Origin of the sequence: Alteromonas sp. S005, assembly GCF_036864475.1 — a bacterium.
GTDB lineage: Bacteria > Pseudomonadota > Gammaproteobacteria > Enterobacterales > Alteromonadaceae > Alteromonas.
Genome location: NZ_JAZETN010000004.1, coordinates 145,827 through 159,200, shown reverse-complemented (window position 1 = coordinate 159,200; position 13,374 = coordinate 145,827). Strand labels below are relative to the sequence as shown.

The following is a 13,374-nucleotide window of genomic DNA, read 5'->3' as shown; positions in this document are numbered from 1 at the left end:
ACTTCTACGCTTTGGACAGTAGGCAATAAGTGGGGATGACTTCTATTTTTGCAAGTCTACCATTTTATTATACGCGAGTTGACGCTTGTGCTATCACTTTTTTCGTAAAGGGTGTATCAGGGATAGTTATCAGAGGGGCTTAAATTCCCGTAGAGGCGCGGGTTTAGCAACACCGAAGCCCTGGGCGTAATCAACGCCCATTTTGCCTAGCTGTGCCATGGTGCCTTCATCTTCAACAAATTCGCCGACAGTTTGCATACCCATAGCTTTCGCTACATCGTTGATAGAAGCAACCATAGCCGTATCTACGCTGTCGTTAAGCATATCTTTAATAAACATACCGTCAATTTTTACCTGACTGACGGGTAAGCTTTTAAGGTAGTTGTACGAGGAGAAGCCACTGCCGAAGTCGTCGAGGGCAAAAGAACACCCAAGGCGGTTGAAGGTGCGCATGAAGGCAAGTGTGACTTCCATTTTAATAATGGCTACCGACTCAATAACCTCAAAACATATTTTGTTGTAAGGGATATTGAAGGTTTCAAACGCATTTAGAATGAACAAGGTAAAATCTCTATCTGCTAGTGAGTGGCAGTTAAGATTGATGCTGCATCGTTTCAATTCTGCGAGGTGCTCAGGGTTTTCAGAGAGCCACTTGAACGTATTCGTGACTACCCATTTATCAACACTGACGTTCATTTCAAATCGCTCAGCCGTGGGTAAAAAATTGGCGGGCTCGACAAGTTTCCCGTCTTTTTCTCTTAGGCGAAGAAGTATTTCGTAATAGTGCCCATCACTAGTTTTACTTAAAGGCCTTAGCGATTGATAAAAAAGCTCGAAGCGACTCTCTTCCAATGCGTTGTTAATAGAAGATACCCAATCAAGCTCGCGCTGGTAGCGCTGCATACTTTCGTCATCTCTATCGTATCTGTGGACCTGATTTCTGCCTTGCTCTTTAGCGAAGTAACATGCGGCATCGGCCATGCTCAGATACTGACCCGGGTCGACATCGTTATCGTCGCATACCACCATACCTATGCTTACGCCTAAGTTAAAAATGCGGTTATCCCACATAAAGCGATAAGCCTGCACGGCGTTGAGGATCCTTACTGCATTTAAGTAAACGGCGTCGGTATCAATGTTTGAATAAATAACGCCAAATTCATCGCCGCCAAGGCGACCTAGCTGCGCGTCTGAAAGTAAAGTGTTCTCAATCAAGCGGGCAATGTCTTTAATAAGTACATCACCAGCTTTATGGCCACAGGTATCGTTGACTACTTTAAACCTGTCGAGATCTAAAAACAGCAAACACAATGGTGTGTCGCTTGCGTTGACGACTTTATCTTTGAATACAGATTCAAACTGTCGCCGGTTGTATACGCCCGTCAGCGAGTCATGGGTAGCTAAATACTGCAGGCTTAAGTCTGACTGCTTCTTTTCGGTGATATCTACGATAGAGCCATAGAGAAAGTCGCCTTCGTCATTTTCTCGAATTTGACAGGATAGAGAAAACCAAAACTCGCTTCCGTCACGTCGCCTACCTCTAATTTCCCTACCGGTAACATGGCCGTTTTGTGATATTTCACCGAGTAAAACCTGCCTATCTTCAACATTCGCGTAGAAAACTTTTGTGCTGCCGGCTTCATTAAGCAACTCTTCTTCACTTTCATAGCCGAATACTTTACACATGGCTGGGTTGACTGAAATAAGCTTTCCATCCCATGTTGAGGTGTAATGACCTTCTGCTGAATGTCTGAATAAATCATAGAAATGATTCAAGCTTGATATAGTTTCTGCCTGTGTTGAAAGTTGGCGTTGATTTAACACGTTTTCTTTAGCGATGACCGCAAAGCCAAAACATAGAAAACCGAGAGTGAGGAAGAAAAGCATACCGATAGCAACGTTTAGGGTATAAACCAAATTACTGAATAGGTTTAATGTCACTAAAGCATAGAATGCAAAAAAGGAAAGCCAAGCAAGAATGTAGGTGATACTTACTGCACGGCTCCCTTTTTCTTTAAACGCTATTGCCAGTAAAACGTGATAAAGCCCCATACCTGCGGTTAACAGCAGAAGTGTGATAGACGTGTTATAAGTGGTAACCGTAAAACAGTAGACGGTAGCTACAACGGGAACAAGATAGCTCAGGGACCGCAAAAAAAAAGGCGTTCGGGTGAATAGGTCGTGCGTTACTTTGGCAATGCATAATAACAGCATGCAAAAACAGACGGCATAGAAATGCTCGCTGGCGTTAGTTAGGCTTGGCCAAATAGCTAACCCGCCAGCAGTGATAAATAACAAGGCTAAAAGAACGAGGGACGACATGGCAAGCCAAAAGCGGGTAGCAATGCGCTGATACAGGTAGGAAAACAGGAAATAGAGCGCAATCAGCGCCATGATGCCCGTTACTGCGCCAAGCAAAGTGAGCATATTGGTGTCGTGCTGTGCGAGTAGATCTCTTTCCCACAAGGTGATTGGAAAGTACTTTAACCCTCTGTCTTTTACCGCAATCAGTAAGCGAGCGTCCTGATAGGGCTGAAGGGTAAATGCTAGCCTTATATTAGGAAGAGGCTGCCTTAAAGAATAGTCGCCTTTTCCTGCTTGATAGCGATAGGAGTTAATAATTCGTTCACTACTATCAAGTAGAAATATCTGCAAATCGTCAACGTTTAGGCGGTCAACATTAAGTACTAGTGGTATAGGACTGTAGCCTGTATGAACGAGTTCGGTGGAATACCATATACGTTCATCTGAAAAAGAGGCATTGACCGAAGTGTTCTTTGTGTTTCCCTTTAAAATATCAAAATATGTGGCGCTAACAGGAGCAACAGACAATCGCGCATGAAGATTTATGACCTCCCGTTCAAAGGACTCGTTAACGGTAAGCTGACTGCTAGCCAAAACGTTTACGCTTAGCAACATCCAGCTGATGAGCAATGCTGATACGTACTTAAATAGGCGGGCTGTTACCACTCGTTAATTCCTTGTACCACTAAGTAAGAGGATGTTTATAAAGGCGAAAGATATGTTTTTAAGCCCTCTTATCACTCGGGTGCTTTTCTTAGGATAATACTAGTTGTAACGAAAAGCCAAACCCAAAGTACAGTGATAACTTAAGTGTTATGCTTGCAAAAGGTAGTTAAAAATTGCCGATGGCGACTGCTGTCTACCTATAGGCTCCAGCCATATTGCTTCACAGAGCCATTCTATACAAAGCATACACTGCAAATCAGTGTCGCTTGCGCTTGCAGTTATGACTGCCTGAAACCGGTCAGCTCCCCAATCGGTCTCTGAAAGTTTGAAATTAAACAAAGCACAAAACTGTTCCACCCACTGTTGAGTTTTAAGTGGGGTAGCGGGTAGCGCTGTGCGAATTTCTACGCTGCCTTCGTTAAAAAGGGCATGTTGTAGGATGTCTTCTTTGGTGAGGTTTTGCATAGAATTTATCAATTTATTGGCAGTAGTAAACCCGCTTGCGTTAAAAAGTGTATATAGTACAACACAAAAACAATAGCGTTAAACTAAGCGTATTAAGGACGGAGTATGCTAACACTTCACCATTTAAATAACTCTCGCTCACAGCGAATTTTGTGGCTTTTAGAAGAGCTAGACGTAGAGTATAAAATTGAATTCTATCAACGAGACAGCACTACGAATCTGGCGCCTGACTCGCTGCGAGCGGTTCATCCACTGGGACGCTCACCCGTGCTTACTACGCCGCATGGTGAAATTGCAGAATCTGGCGCTATTGTGGAATATCTCGTTCGCCATCATGCGACTGATGCATTTGCTGTGCCCCAAGACCCCGAGGCACTACAACAATATTGGTTTTGGCTGCATTTCGCTGAAGGCTCATTAATGCCGCCGTTAGTCGCTAACTTAGTGTTAGAAAAAGCACGGCAAAAAGGTTCAAAGCCCTTTTTCATCAAGCCTATCACTAACAAGTTAATAGACGGCATTCTCAATGCCTACTATGGCCCTAACCTAGCCCAAAGCTTGCGCTACGTAGAGTCTTATTTAGCGAAAAATACTTGGTTTGCAGGTGATGCGCCTAGTGGCGCTGATGTTCAAATGATATTTCCTCTTGAATCGCTGGTGGCCAGCGGCCGCGCTAAAGACTTTACCGCTATTCAAGGCTACGTTAAGCGTGTTCATGCCAGAGAAGCTTACAAAGCTGCATCAGAAAAAGGCGGCGAGTACGCTTACGCTTAGTGTGTGTTGCTCACTGAGTTGATATCATGCCCTGGGGCCGGCGGGAAGAAAATCCTATAGCTGGCTTAACAGCCTCTAGTGGTCGCGATTTATATAATCGTCGATGAGCTGAATAAAGGCCTCACCGTAGCGTTCCAGCTTAGTTTGGCCCACACCACTGACCTCTAGCAAGGTGTTGCGTGTAGTAGGCAGCTTGCACGCCATGTCAACCAAAGTAGCGTCGCTGAATACTACATAGGGCGGCACTTCATTTTCTTCTGCTAATACTTTGCGCAGGTGCTTAAGACGCGTAAACAGGGTTCTGTCGTAGTTAGCCGGTGCTTGCTTCGCCTTTTTCTTATCTGGCTTAAATTCAAGTCGTGGTGAGGCAAGCTGAACGGCAACGTCGCCTTTCAGCACGGGCCGTGCGGCTTCGGTCAACCTCAATGCAGCGTGAGCGGTAATATCCACGCGAATAAGCCCTTTATGTACAAGCTGGTTGATAATGTTATGCCAGTAGCTGTCCGATTTATCCTTACCTATACCATAGGTAGAAAGCTGATGGTGGCCCGCCTCTTGGAGGCGCCTTAACTGCTTACCTCGCAATACGTCAATTACGTACTGGCTAGACGCTTGTTGTGAAAGCCTCAGTACGCACGACAGTACTTTTTGGGCTATCACCAAACCGTCAATCATTTTGGGCGGGTCTAGACAGATATCACAGTTGCCACAAGCGCTGTCACTAAACTGCGAAAAATAGTTCAGCAGTACTTGCCTGCGGCAGGTCTGCGCCTCGGAAAAGGCCTCCATAGCAGCAAACTTCTGCAGCTCTATTTGATTTCGCTCGGCTATTTCGCCTTGCTCTATCCATTGCTTTACGCGGGCCGCGTCTTTTTCGTCAAATAGCAATAAGGCTTCAGATTCCAAGCCATCTCGCCCGGCGCGCCCGGTTTCCTGGTAATAACTTTCAACACTGCGCGGTACATCGTGATGAACTACATACCTCACATTCGACTTGTTGATTCCCATACCAAAGGCAACAGTGGCAACCACAATGTCGATTTTGTCGTTAAGGAACTGACGTTGTACAAGCTCTCGTTCGTCGTTATCCATACCGGCGTGATAAGCCGCACAGCGAAAGCCTTGTCTGAATAGTTTAGCGTGAAGGTCGTCGACTTTTGCGCGACTATTGCAGTAAATAATACCGCTGCCTTCTTGCTGCTTTACGTAAGCTACAACTTGGTCGAAAGCCTTGTACTTACTCATTACGCGGTAGCGAATATTGGGTCTGTCGAAGCTTCCTTTGTAAACAAGCGGGTCGTTTAGGTTAAGTTGGGTCAGTATGTCCGCTTGCGTTGCTGAATCTGCCGTGGCCGTTAGACCGATAACAGGAATAGTGGGGAAACGAGACTTTATTTGCCCCAAGGCGCGGTAATCCTGCCTAAAATCGTGACCCCAGTGGGAAACGCAGTGCGCTTCATCAATGGCAAATAAGGCAATGTCGGCGTGAGCTAGCGACTGCTGAAAATAGTACTGCATTAGACGCTCAGGTGACACGTACAGCAAATCCAGTTTACCAGATTGGAGTGCATCGTTTATGCGCGCTTGTTCGTCGGCTTCGAGCGTTGAATTAAGATAGGCGGCGTTCACACCCAATGCTTTTAGCTGCTCTACCTGATCTTGCATTAAAGAAATAAGCGGCGAGACAACAATAGCGGTGCCGCTTCGCACCAGCGCGGGAATTTGATAGCACAGCGATTTACCGCCACCTGTTGGTAGCAGAACAAGTGCGTCTTTTCCTTCACATACTTGGTGAATGACTTCGCCTTGCCCATCGCGAAAAGCATCGTAACCAAATACCTCTTTTAAGACGGTTTCAGGCGTTTTTGCGTGCTGGGTTTTAGGCGTTAATTCTGATGGCGCTATTGCAGTTGTCATGGCGCAGGATTTTACGCGTTTTTGGGCTCGGCTTCACGGGGCAATTAAAAAAACTAGACTAAAATGCAGTGAAGACTTGGTTAATCAAGGTTAAATAACTTTGTTTGTGTGTTTTTTGTACATCCTGTCTGGAGGGACGGCAACAAATTAACTACGGCGTTGAGCCAAATAATCTATTTTAATGAGATATTATTGGTTGGATGAATTTCCTTGCTGGTTATGTTCAGTAGTACTGTTATCGATACTATTACAGTAAGTGGATTACACAATGCCTGATAATGAAAAGCCTACGGTAAATAAAAAGCTAGACCATCAAACTATGATCGATCATGTTATTGCACTTTTTCGTGATAATATGCCGTTTAACCAGTTGCTGGGCTTGGAGTTTGTTACACAAGGTACTGGTCTAGATACGCAGATTTCGTTGCATCTTAATTGGCAACCTACGCTTACCGGCAATCCAATGCAAAAAATTCTTCACGGTGGCGTAACAGCGACTATGCTAGACACCATCGGTGGTTTAGTTTCAATTATAGAGACCATCAAGAAAACCACAGAAGCGCACCTTGAAGACCTGCAGATTAGATTGCCCACCATGGGTACAGTTGATATGCGTGTTGACTACTTGCGGCCAGGACGAGGCGAACGCTTTATTGCAACAGCGGTGATTATACGCAAGGGCAGTAAATTAGTGGTTTGCAGAATGGAATTACACAACGAAAAAGGCGACCATATAGCTTTCGGCACAGGTACTTACATGTTGGGGTAGCATTCTTATCTATGGGTATGCACCATCTCTTAACGTCAGTGCTTATGCGTGTAAAGGAAGTTAGCGGTAAAATAGGAGGTGTAGCATGGCAGAGCCATTACCGGATTTGATAGAAGAGATTGTCACCGAAAGCATGGCTGACGACCCCGCCACCTTACTTGCTGCTTTAAGCGGGCAAGACGAGGTCTATATTGCATCGCTGCTAGAGTCACTGCCCGTCGAAGAACGTCTAGCCGTGTGGGACGGTATCTCTCGCGACCGTAAGCTTGATGTGCTCGTTGAGATGCGTAGCGATCCTCGGGAAATCCTAATCGACAATACGCCTCATAATGAATGGACGTCTATCTTTGCTGATATTGACGCTGAAGACTTACTAGAGCTACTGGATTCATTGCCAAAACGCCTCGTCGATATGGCGTATGAGTCACTGGATTCCAAAGAGCGAAAGTACTTCAGAGAAGCCACGCAATTTCCCGACAATCAAATAGGGCACTGGGTGAACCACGAACAGTTAGTGCTGCCGTCGAACGCCAAAGTACGCGAGGGTTTGCGTTTGTTAAGGCGGGAGATACCTCAGCACTGCGATAGTATTTTTCTGGTGAACCGTTCCGGTCAGTTTTCTGCCTTGGTTAAAATAAGTCACCTGTTTAATGCGCAAGACCACGTTTCGCTATTTGACTTATCTGAAGAAAACGTGACCACTATTCAGGGAGAAGACGACACCATGAATGCATCGCTTCTTGTACAGCGCTCAGGATTGGCGTCACTGCCGGTGGTTGATGAAAACAATAAACTACTTGGTCGTTTAGATGTGACCTCAGCGAGTGAATTGGTCAATGAGTTTTACGAACGCCAAGTGATGGCCTCGGCCGGTATGGATGAAGACGAAGATTTATTCTCGCCGGTGGCAAAGAGTGCCAAAAACCGCGCACTCTGGCTTGGTATTAATTTGCTTACCGCGTTTATGGCATCTTGGTTTATTGGGCTGTTTGAAGGCACGCTGCAGCAAGTTGTTGCCCTTGCGGTGTTAATGCCCGTGGTGGCAAGTATGGGCGGCATTGCAGGTAGCCAAACGCTTACCCTGATTGTAAGGGGGCTTGCGCTAGGGCAGGTGACTCCTGCCAACTTAAGGGCGCTCATGGTAAAAGAGTTGAAAGTAGGCGGGGTGAATGGCGTTATATGGGCGCTGGTAATAGGTGTTGTGGCATATTTCTGGTTCACTGACGCTATGCTTGGTTTAGTGATTTGTTTAGCCATACTGTTTAATATTGTAGCTGCAGCCGTAGCTGGAGTGTTTGTGCCTGTTATTTTGGATAAGCTAAAAATAGACCCTGCACTGTCTGGCTCGGTCATCCTGACTACTGTTACCGACATTGTTGGTTTTGTGGCGTTTTTGGGCTTGGGAACGCTCTTTCTTCTGTAGTCCGTTTACGAGGTTATGCTGAAAATTTCGCGCAGTTTACGCCCTTTGCCGCATTGGAAAGCGTTAAGGGTTGTGAATTTATCTAACCTGATAAACAATACGCGCCTTCTTACCCTGAATCTCGTTGGAGCCAGCCTTGTCTAAGCAAGCCAGTGCCGCCCAAGTCGGCGTTATTTGCGCGATTGCCGCATACAGTATGTGGGGTGTTGCACCTGTCTACTTCAAGCAGTTGATGGTGTTACCCGCTGCTGAAATACTTATGCACAGGGTAATCTGGTCCGTTGTGCTTTTAGTTGGATTAATTGCTGCGTTAAAACAATGGCCAAAAGTAGGTGCTGCCTTTCGCAATAGGCGGGTTATGCAGATTTTGTTTGTAGCCGGGCTGCTGCTGGGAGCAAACTGGCTTTTGTTCATCTGGGCGATCAATAACGATCATATTCTTGATGCGAGCCTGGGTTATTATATTAACCCCCTTATCAACGTTTTCTTAGGTCGTCTTTTCTTAGGCGAAAGGTTACGCAATCTGCAGCGCGTAGCGGTTGGGCTCGCAGTTATTGGCGTGGCAATTCTTATTTTCTCATACGGTCACGTGCCCTGGATTGCCTTAGTACTCGCCGGAAGCTTCAGCGTGTATGGCTTATTACGTAAGCAAGTGGCAGTAGACTCGCTACCAGGTCTATTCATTGAAACCTTAATGTTATCGCCATTAGCTATCGTCTACTGGGTATTCTTTGGTTCTGAATACAGTAACTTATTTAATAATGACGCTACCTTAAACACCCTTATTCTAGCGGCAGGTATTGTTACCACTGCGCCCCTGCTTTGCTTTACTGCTGCAGCGCGACGCATTATGTATTCAACGCTGGGCTTCTTTCAGTACATTGGCCCAACGCTTATGTTTATATTGGCAGTTTACCTGTACGGCGAACCCCTTGAAGAATCGCGCTTGGTTACTTTCGGCTTTGTGTGGCTTGCACTTATCTTGTTTAGTGCCGACTCGTTGGTTAATTACCGCAGCCAACGAAAAGCGCAAAAACAAATAATAAAAGAGAGTATGGAATAAGCCAGCAAAACACGCGGCGCCTGCAAGCCATTTAAAGGTAGGGTTTAAAGAAATAGCTCATGAAGCTAAGGTAAGGATCCCTGCTCTCGACGAGGTGTATCCACAGGGTCGCACTTCACTTGGTTACGCCCACTATTTTTGGCAGCATACAGTTGCTTGTCTGCAAGGCTTAGTAGCTTATCCACGCTTTGAGTATGAACGCCACTAACTCCAATACTGCAGGTCACTTTTATATCGGTTTTGGGAAGCTGGATAACTTCAGCTTCTACCACTTTTCTAAAATCTTCTAAGCGTTCACAGGCTTCATTAAGCGGCGTTGAAGGCATGTAAATACAAAACTCTTCACCACCAAAGCGCGAAATAATTTCATCAGGGAAGTAAAACTCAATGAGTGCCGCCATGGCCTTTAGCACAATGTCACCGGCGTCATGGCCATGGGTATCGTTAATTGACTTAAAGAAGTCGAGGTCGATAAGTGCCAAGGCATGATCATCAGATAAATTTTGATGCTGTACCGTTACCATGTAAAAGAAGTGGCGTCTGTTGGGAAGGCCCGTTAAATAATCCGTATTTGCCACGCGGCGAATTTCTTCAACACTTTCTATATATTCGACGTTTTGCATTACGCGACACAAAAACTCTTCATGGCAGTACGGTACGCGCAAGAAGTCATTAGCGCCGCTTTTGATAAAGTGTGCAGACATTAGCATACCTTTACCTCCAGCAACGCCCATTATGGCAAGCTGTTCTTTAGAAAATGCTTTTCTTAAGCTAGCGACAAAATGTGTTCCCGTCATATCGGGCAGCGTATCATCAGTGATGACAAGACGTACATTTTTGTGTTCAGAAAGGCACTGCATTGCGTCGGTAGCTGTTAAACATTCAAAGGCAATAAAATTATGACGCTGAAGTAATGAAACCGTTTTTGAGCGTAAAACACGATTGGTACTCACCACTACAACGCCGGTAGATTTGTTTTTTTCTAGGCGGCTTATCAAGCGGTTAAGATAGTCGTAGTTTTGCGAATTTTCTTTGGGAATGTAATCGACAACATCTCGTTCAAGAACCTTGTCGCGAATAGCATTATCTAGGTTTTCTGTTGTTGCAATGGTAGGAATGAAAGATCCGACGGCAAAGTCGATGGCTTCCCCTTTAGGCGCATCGGGTAATGAGTAAGCAACAATGGCGCACAAGAAACTTTCAGGCATTTCTTGTGCAAAGCGTGCCTTTCCTTCGGTGAGCGACGTAGCGCCCACGGGCGTAAGGCTAGAACGGCGTACTAACTTCGCAATAAGTTCAAGGTTGCCTTCACCATTTTCGATGATCAGCACGTGTTGCTGCATACATTCCAACTCAGAGTTAGGCTACCTTGCCAATTAATAACGCTACGCCTTCTCCAGTTTTGCGTAAGCAAGTACCAGCCATTTACTGCCAAATTCATCGAAGTTTACTTGAACTCGACCATGCTCACCACTGCCTTCGTAGTTAAGCACAATACCTGCCCCGAATTTACGATGCACTACGCGCTCACCTAAACTAAAGCCTGTTTCTTCAAAACTGGCGTGCGAGGTAGCTTGGCTAAAGCGATTGTGTACAGGCCGCGATATAGTGGATTTTAGTCTGACTTCTTCCACACAATCTGCTGGCATCTCGCGAATAAAGCGCGAAGCCGTATGATACTTATCTTGACCATATAATCGACGACTTTCTGCGTAAGTGATATACAACTTTTGCATAGCGCGAGTCATACCAACATAACAAAGTCTGCGTTCCTCTTCCATCCTGCCTGGTTCGTCGTTGGTCATCTGGCTAGGGAACATACCTTCTTCTACGCCAGCTAGGAACACTAGTGGAAATTCAAGGCCTTTTGCAGTGTGGATAGTCATCATTTGCACAGCATCTTGGTCTTTATCTGCTTGGGTTTCCCCTGCTTCAAGGGAAGCGTGGGCCAAAAACGCGGCCAGCGGCGACATTTCTTCCGCTTCTTCAGGTACGATAAAAGTCTTACAAGCACTGACCAGCTCTTCCAAGTTTTCCAGTCGAGCCTGGGCCTTTTCTCCGCGTTCTGCTTGGTACATGGCGTACAGGCCTGACTGGCGAATGGCTTTATCGGCCTGCTGGTCAAGAGGCTCGTCTAGCGTGGCTTGCTCTAGCTCGGTAATAAGCAAAACAAAGCTTTGCATAGCGTTTAATGCACGGCCTTTAAAGCCACCTTCGTTGATAAGCAGCTGGCTGGCTTGCCACATAGAACAGTTATGCATACGTGCAGTGTCGCGCACTTGTGAAAGGGTTTTCTCTCCAATACCGCGACTTGGAGTGTTTACCACACGCTCGAAAGCAGCATCGTCGTGCGGGTGGCTTACCATGCGCATATAGCCAAGGGCATCTTTAATTTCTTGGCGTTCGAAGAAGCGCAAACCACCGTAGATGCGATAGGCCAACCCTTCATGTAGCAGGGCTTCTTCCAGTACTCGAGACTGGGCGTTGTTTCTGTAAAGAATAGCGGTGTCGCTAAGGGCGTTGCCTTGATTTAGCCAGTCTTTAATTTTTGAAACAATGAAGCGGGCTTCGTCGAGTTCGTTAAAACCGGCATAGACAGAAATAAGTTCGCCCTGGGCATCTTCTGTCCACAGCTCTTTCCCTAAACGGCCCGTGTTGTTGTCGATAACCGTATTCGCTGCTTTCAGAATGTTCCCAGTAGAACGGTAATTCTGCTCAAGACGAATAGTGGTAGGTTCATTAAAGTCTTTAAGAAAATGCTGAATATTATCTACGTTTGCACCGCGCCAACCGTAAATAGACTGATCGTCGTCGCCAACAATCATAATGTTGTTATTGTCGCCGCTACAAAGCATGCGAAGCCATGCATATTGGATATTGTTGGTATCTTGGAACTCGTCAACTAACACAGCACGGAAACGGCGCTGATAGTGGGCCAACACTTCAGGGTTCTTTGCCCATAACTCGTGAGCGCGCAGCAATAGCTCGGCAAAATCTACCAAGCCTGAACGATCGCAGGCGTCTTGATATGCAGCGTAGACTTCACGCATGGTTTTTTGGATATGATCGCCGTGAGTCTCGATGTGCTGTGGGCGCAGGCCTTCGTCTTTATTGCCATTTATGTACCACTGGATTTGACGAGGGGCCCAATGCTTTTCATCTAAATTCATGGCTTTTAAAATGCGGCGAATCAAACGGTACTGATCGTCAGAATCGATAATCTGAAAATTTTCAGGCAAATTTGCTTCAGCGTGGTGCGCGCGCAACAAACGATGTGCAAGCCCGTGAAAGGTACCAATCCACATATTGTGTAGGCTGCGACCCATTAAAGATTCAATACGGCCGCGCATTTCTTTCGCTGCTTTATTGGTAAAGGTAACCGCTAAAATAGAATAAGGTGCGATGTTTTCGACTTCCATCAACCACGCAATGCGATGTACTAATACGCGGGTTTTACCACTACCTGCGCCAGCCAATACTAGAGCATTTGATAATGGGGCTGCTACTGCTTCACGCTGTTTATCGTTAAGCTCGTCTAGCAGTCGAGATACATCCATAGTGCGGTACCTGTTAGTTGATAATGTTATACATTTAGCAGCGGCCTATTATGCCATCTGACTGTTAATTTATACAGTCCAGTTTTTCGCCCTTTTCGTTAAATAAAAGCGCGGTTTTTTGCCTATTTAAGGTGTGCGGTTATGCACACCTCTCAATGAAAGAAACGGGCGCTTTAACCGTTCTAATTAAGTAGTGACAGAGCCTAGTGTGACCGACGTAAGGCTCATAGGTACGCAAATAAAAGATACAGTTATTAGCTATAACGAATTAATACGATAAATTGATCGAATTATGCGCTTGGCAGGTATCACATCGGTATTGCATCACGCCAAACTCGGGTAAACTTTCTGTTCTTTCATTTGTTTGCCTCTGCACTTTCATACAAGGCGAGAGTTAGCAAAAGAGTTAAGCCACTTTAGGCAAGCTGAAAAAGCA

Annotated in this window: 9 protein-coding genes; 4 read left to right on the top strand and 5 right to left on the bottom strand. The window is 45.7% G+C overall.

The genetic code is table 11. The features are described 5' to 3' along the window. Window positions 1-129 precede the first annotated feature (129 nt). Together V7R55_RS07390 and V7R55_RS07385 are read right to left on the bottom strand one after the other, a co-directional pair. A complete protein-coding gene (locus tag V7R55_RS07390; RefSeq protein WP_438823585.1) occupies window positions 130-2,919 on the bottom strand; it encodes an EAL domain-containing protein in 2,790 nt (929 codons plus the stop codon). Window positions 2,920-3,117: 198 nt separating this feature from the next. Further along, window positions 3,118-3,435: a hypothetical protein gene (locus tag V7R55_RS07385; RefSeq protein WP_334058688.1), complete on the bottom strand. Its 318-nt coding sequence runs from the start codon at window positions 3,433-3,435 to the stop codon at window positions 3,118-3,120. A 105-nt stretch (window positions 3,436-3,540) separates the two neighbouring features. Here V7R55_RS07385 and V7R55_RS07380 point away from each other — a divergent pair, with 105 nt between their 5' ends. After that, the gene (locus V7R55_RS07380; RefSeq protein WP_334058686.1) at window positions 3,541-4,209 is read left to right on the top strand and encodes a glutathione S-transferase; all 669 of its coding nucleotides are present in this window, start codon (window positions 3,541-3,543) and stop codon (window positions 4,207-4,209) included. Between the two features lie 75 nt (window positions 4,210-4,284). Here the strand turns inward: V7R55_RS07380 and recQ are convergent, their stop codons facing one another. After that, a complete protein-coding gene (gene recQ / locus V7R55_RS07375) occupies window positions 4,285-6,126 on the bottom strand; it encodes a DNA helicase RecQ (protein ID WP_334058684.1) in 1,842 nt (613 codons plus the stop codon). Between the two features lie 268 nt (window positions 6,127-6,394). Here recQ and V7R55_RS07370 point away from each other — a divergent pair, with 268 nt between their 5' ends. The 3 genes from V7R55_RS07370 (at window position 6,395) to rarD (ending at window position 9,381) form a co-directional block, all read left to right on the top strand. Next, on the top strand, window positions 6,395-6,895 hold the full coding sequence (locus tag V7R55_RS07370; RefSeq protein WP_334058682.1) for a thioesterase family protein: 501 nt from the start codon (window positions 6,395-6,397) through the stop codon (window positions 6,893-6,895). An 85-nt stretch (window positions 6,896-6,980) separates the two neighbouring features. Further along, window positions 6,981-8,318, top strand: a complete 1,338-nt coding sequence (locus V7R55_RS07365; protein WP_334058680.1) for a magnesium transporter — start codon at window positions 6,981-6,983, stop codon at window positions 8,316-8,318. 136 nt (window positions 8,319-8,454) lie between these two features. Then, window positions 8,455-9,381, top strand: coding sequence for an EamA family transporter RarD (gene rarD, locus V7R55_RS07360; RefSeq protein WP_334058679.1), 927 nt, complete (start codon window positions 8,455-8,457; stop codon window positions 9,379-9,381). 65 nt (window positions 9,382-9,446) lie between these two features. On the opposite strand, the gene V7R55_RS07355 is transcribed toward rarD, so the two are convergent. Then, window positions 9,447-10,724: a GGDEF domain-containing response regulator gene (locus tag V7R55_RS07355; RefSeq protein ID WP_334058677.1), complete on the bottom strand. Its 1,278-nt coding sequence runs from the start codon at window positions 10,722-10,724 to the stop codon at window positions 9,447-9,449. A gap of 42 nt (window positions 10,725-10,766) precedes the next feature. Further along, window positions 10,767-12,938, bottom strand: a complete 2,172-nt coding sequence (gene uvrD, locus V7R55_RS07350) for a DNA helicase II (protein WP_334058676.1) — start codon at window positions 12,936-12,938, stop codon at window positions 10,767-10,769. Window positions 12,939-13,374: the final 436 nt, after the last annotated feature.

What these genes read in the sequence shown, in the direction of transcription:
- V7R55_RS07390 (WP_438823585.1), bottom strand. Translation starts at nt 2,919, where the DNA reads ATGTTGCTAAGCGTAAACGTTTTGGCTAGCAGTCAGCTTACCGTTAAC.
- V7R55_RS07385 (WP_334058688.1), bottom strand. Translation starts at nt 3,435, where the DNA reads ATGCAAAACCTCACCAAAGAAGACATCCTACAACATGCCCTTTTTAAC.
- V7R55_RS07380 (WP_334058686.1), top strand. Translation starts at nt 3,541, where the DNA reads ATGCTAACACTTCACCATTTAAATAACTCTCGCTCACAGCGAATTTTG.
- recQ (WP_334058684.1), bottom strand. Translation starts at nt 6,126, where the DNA reads ATGACAACTGCAATAGCGCCATCAGAATTAACGCCTAAAACCCAGCAC.
- V7R55_RS07370 (WP_334058682.1), top strand. Translation starts at nt 6,395, where the DNA reads ATGCCTGATAATGAAAAGCCTACGGTAAATAAAAAGCTAGACCATCAA.
- V7R55_RS07365 (WP_334058680.1), top strand. Translation starts at nt 6,981, where the DNA reads ATGGCAGAGCCATTACCGGATTTGATAGAAGAGATTGTCACCGAAAGC.
- V7R55_RS07355 (WP_334058677.1), bottom strand. Translation starts at nt 10,724, where the DNA reads ATGCAGCAACACGTGCTGATCATCGAAAATGGTGAAGGCAACCTTGAA.
- uvrD (WP_334058676.1), bottom strand. Translation starts at nt 12,938, where the DNA reads ATGGATGTATCTCGACTGCTAGACGAGCTTAACGATAAACAGCGTGAA.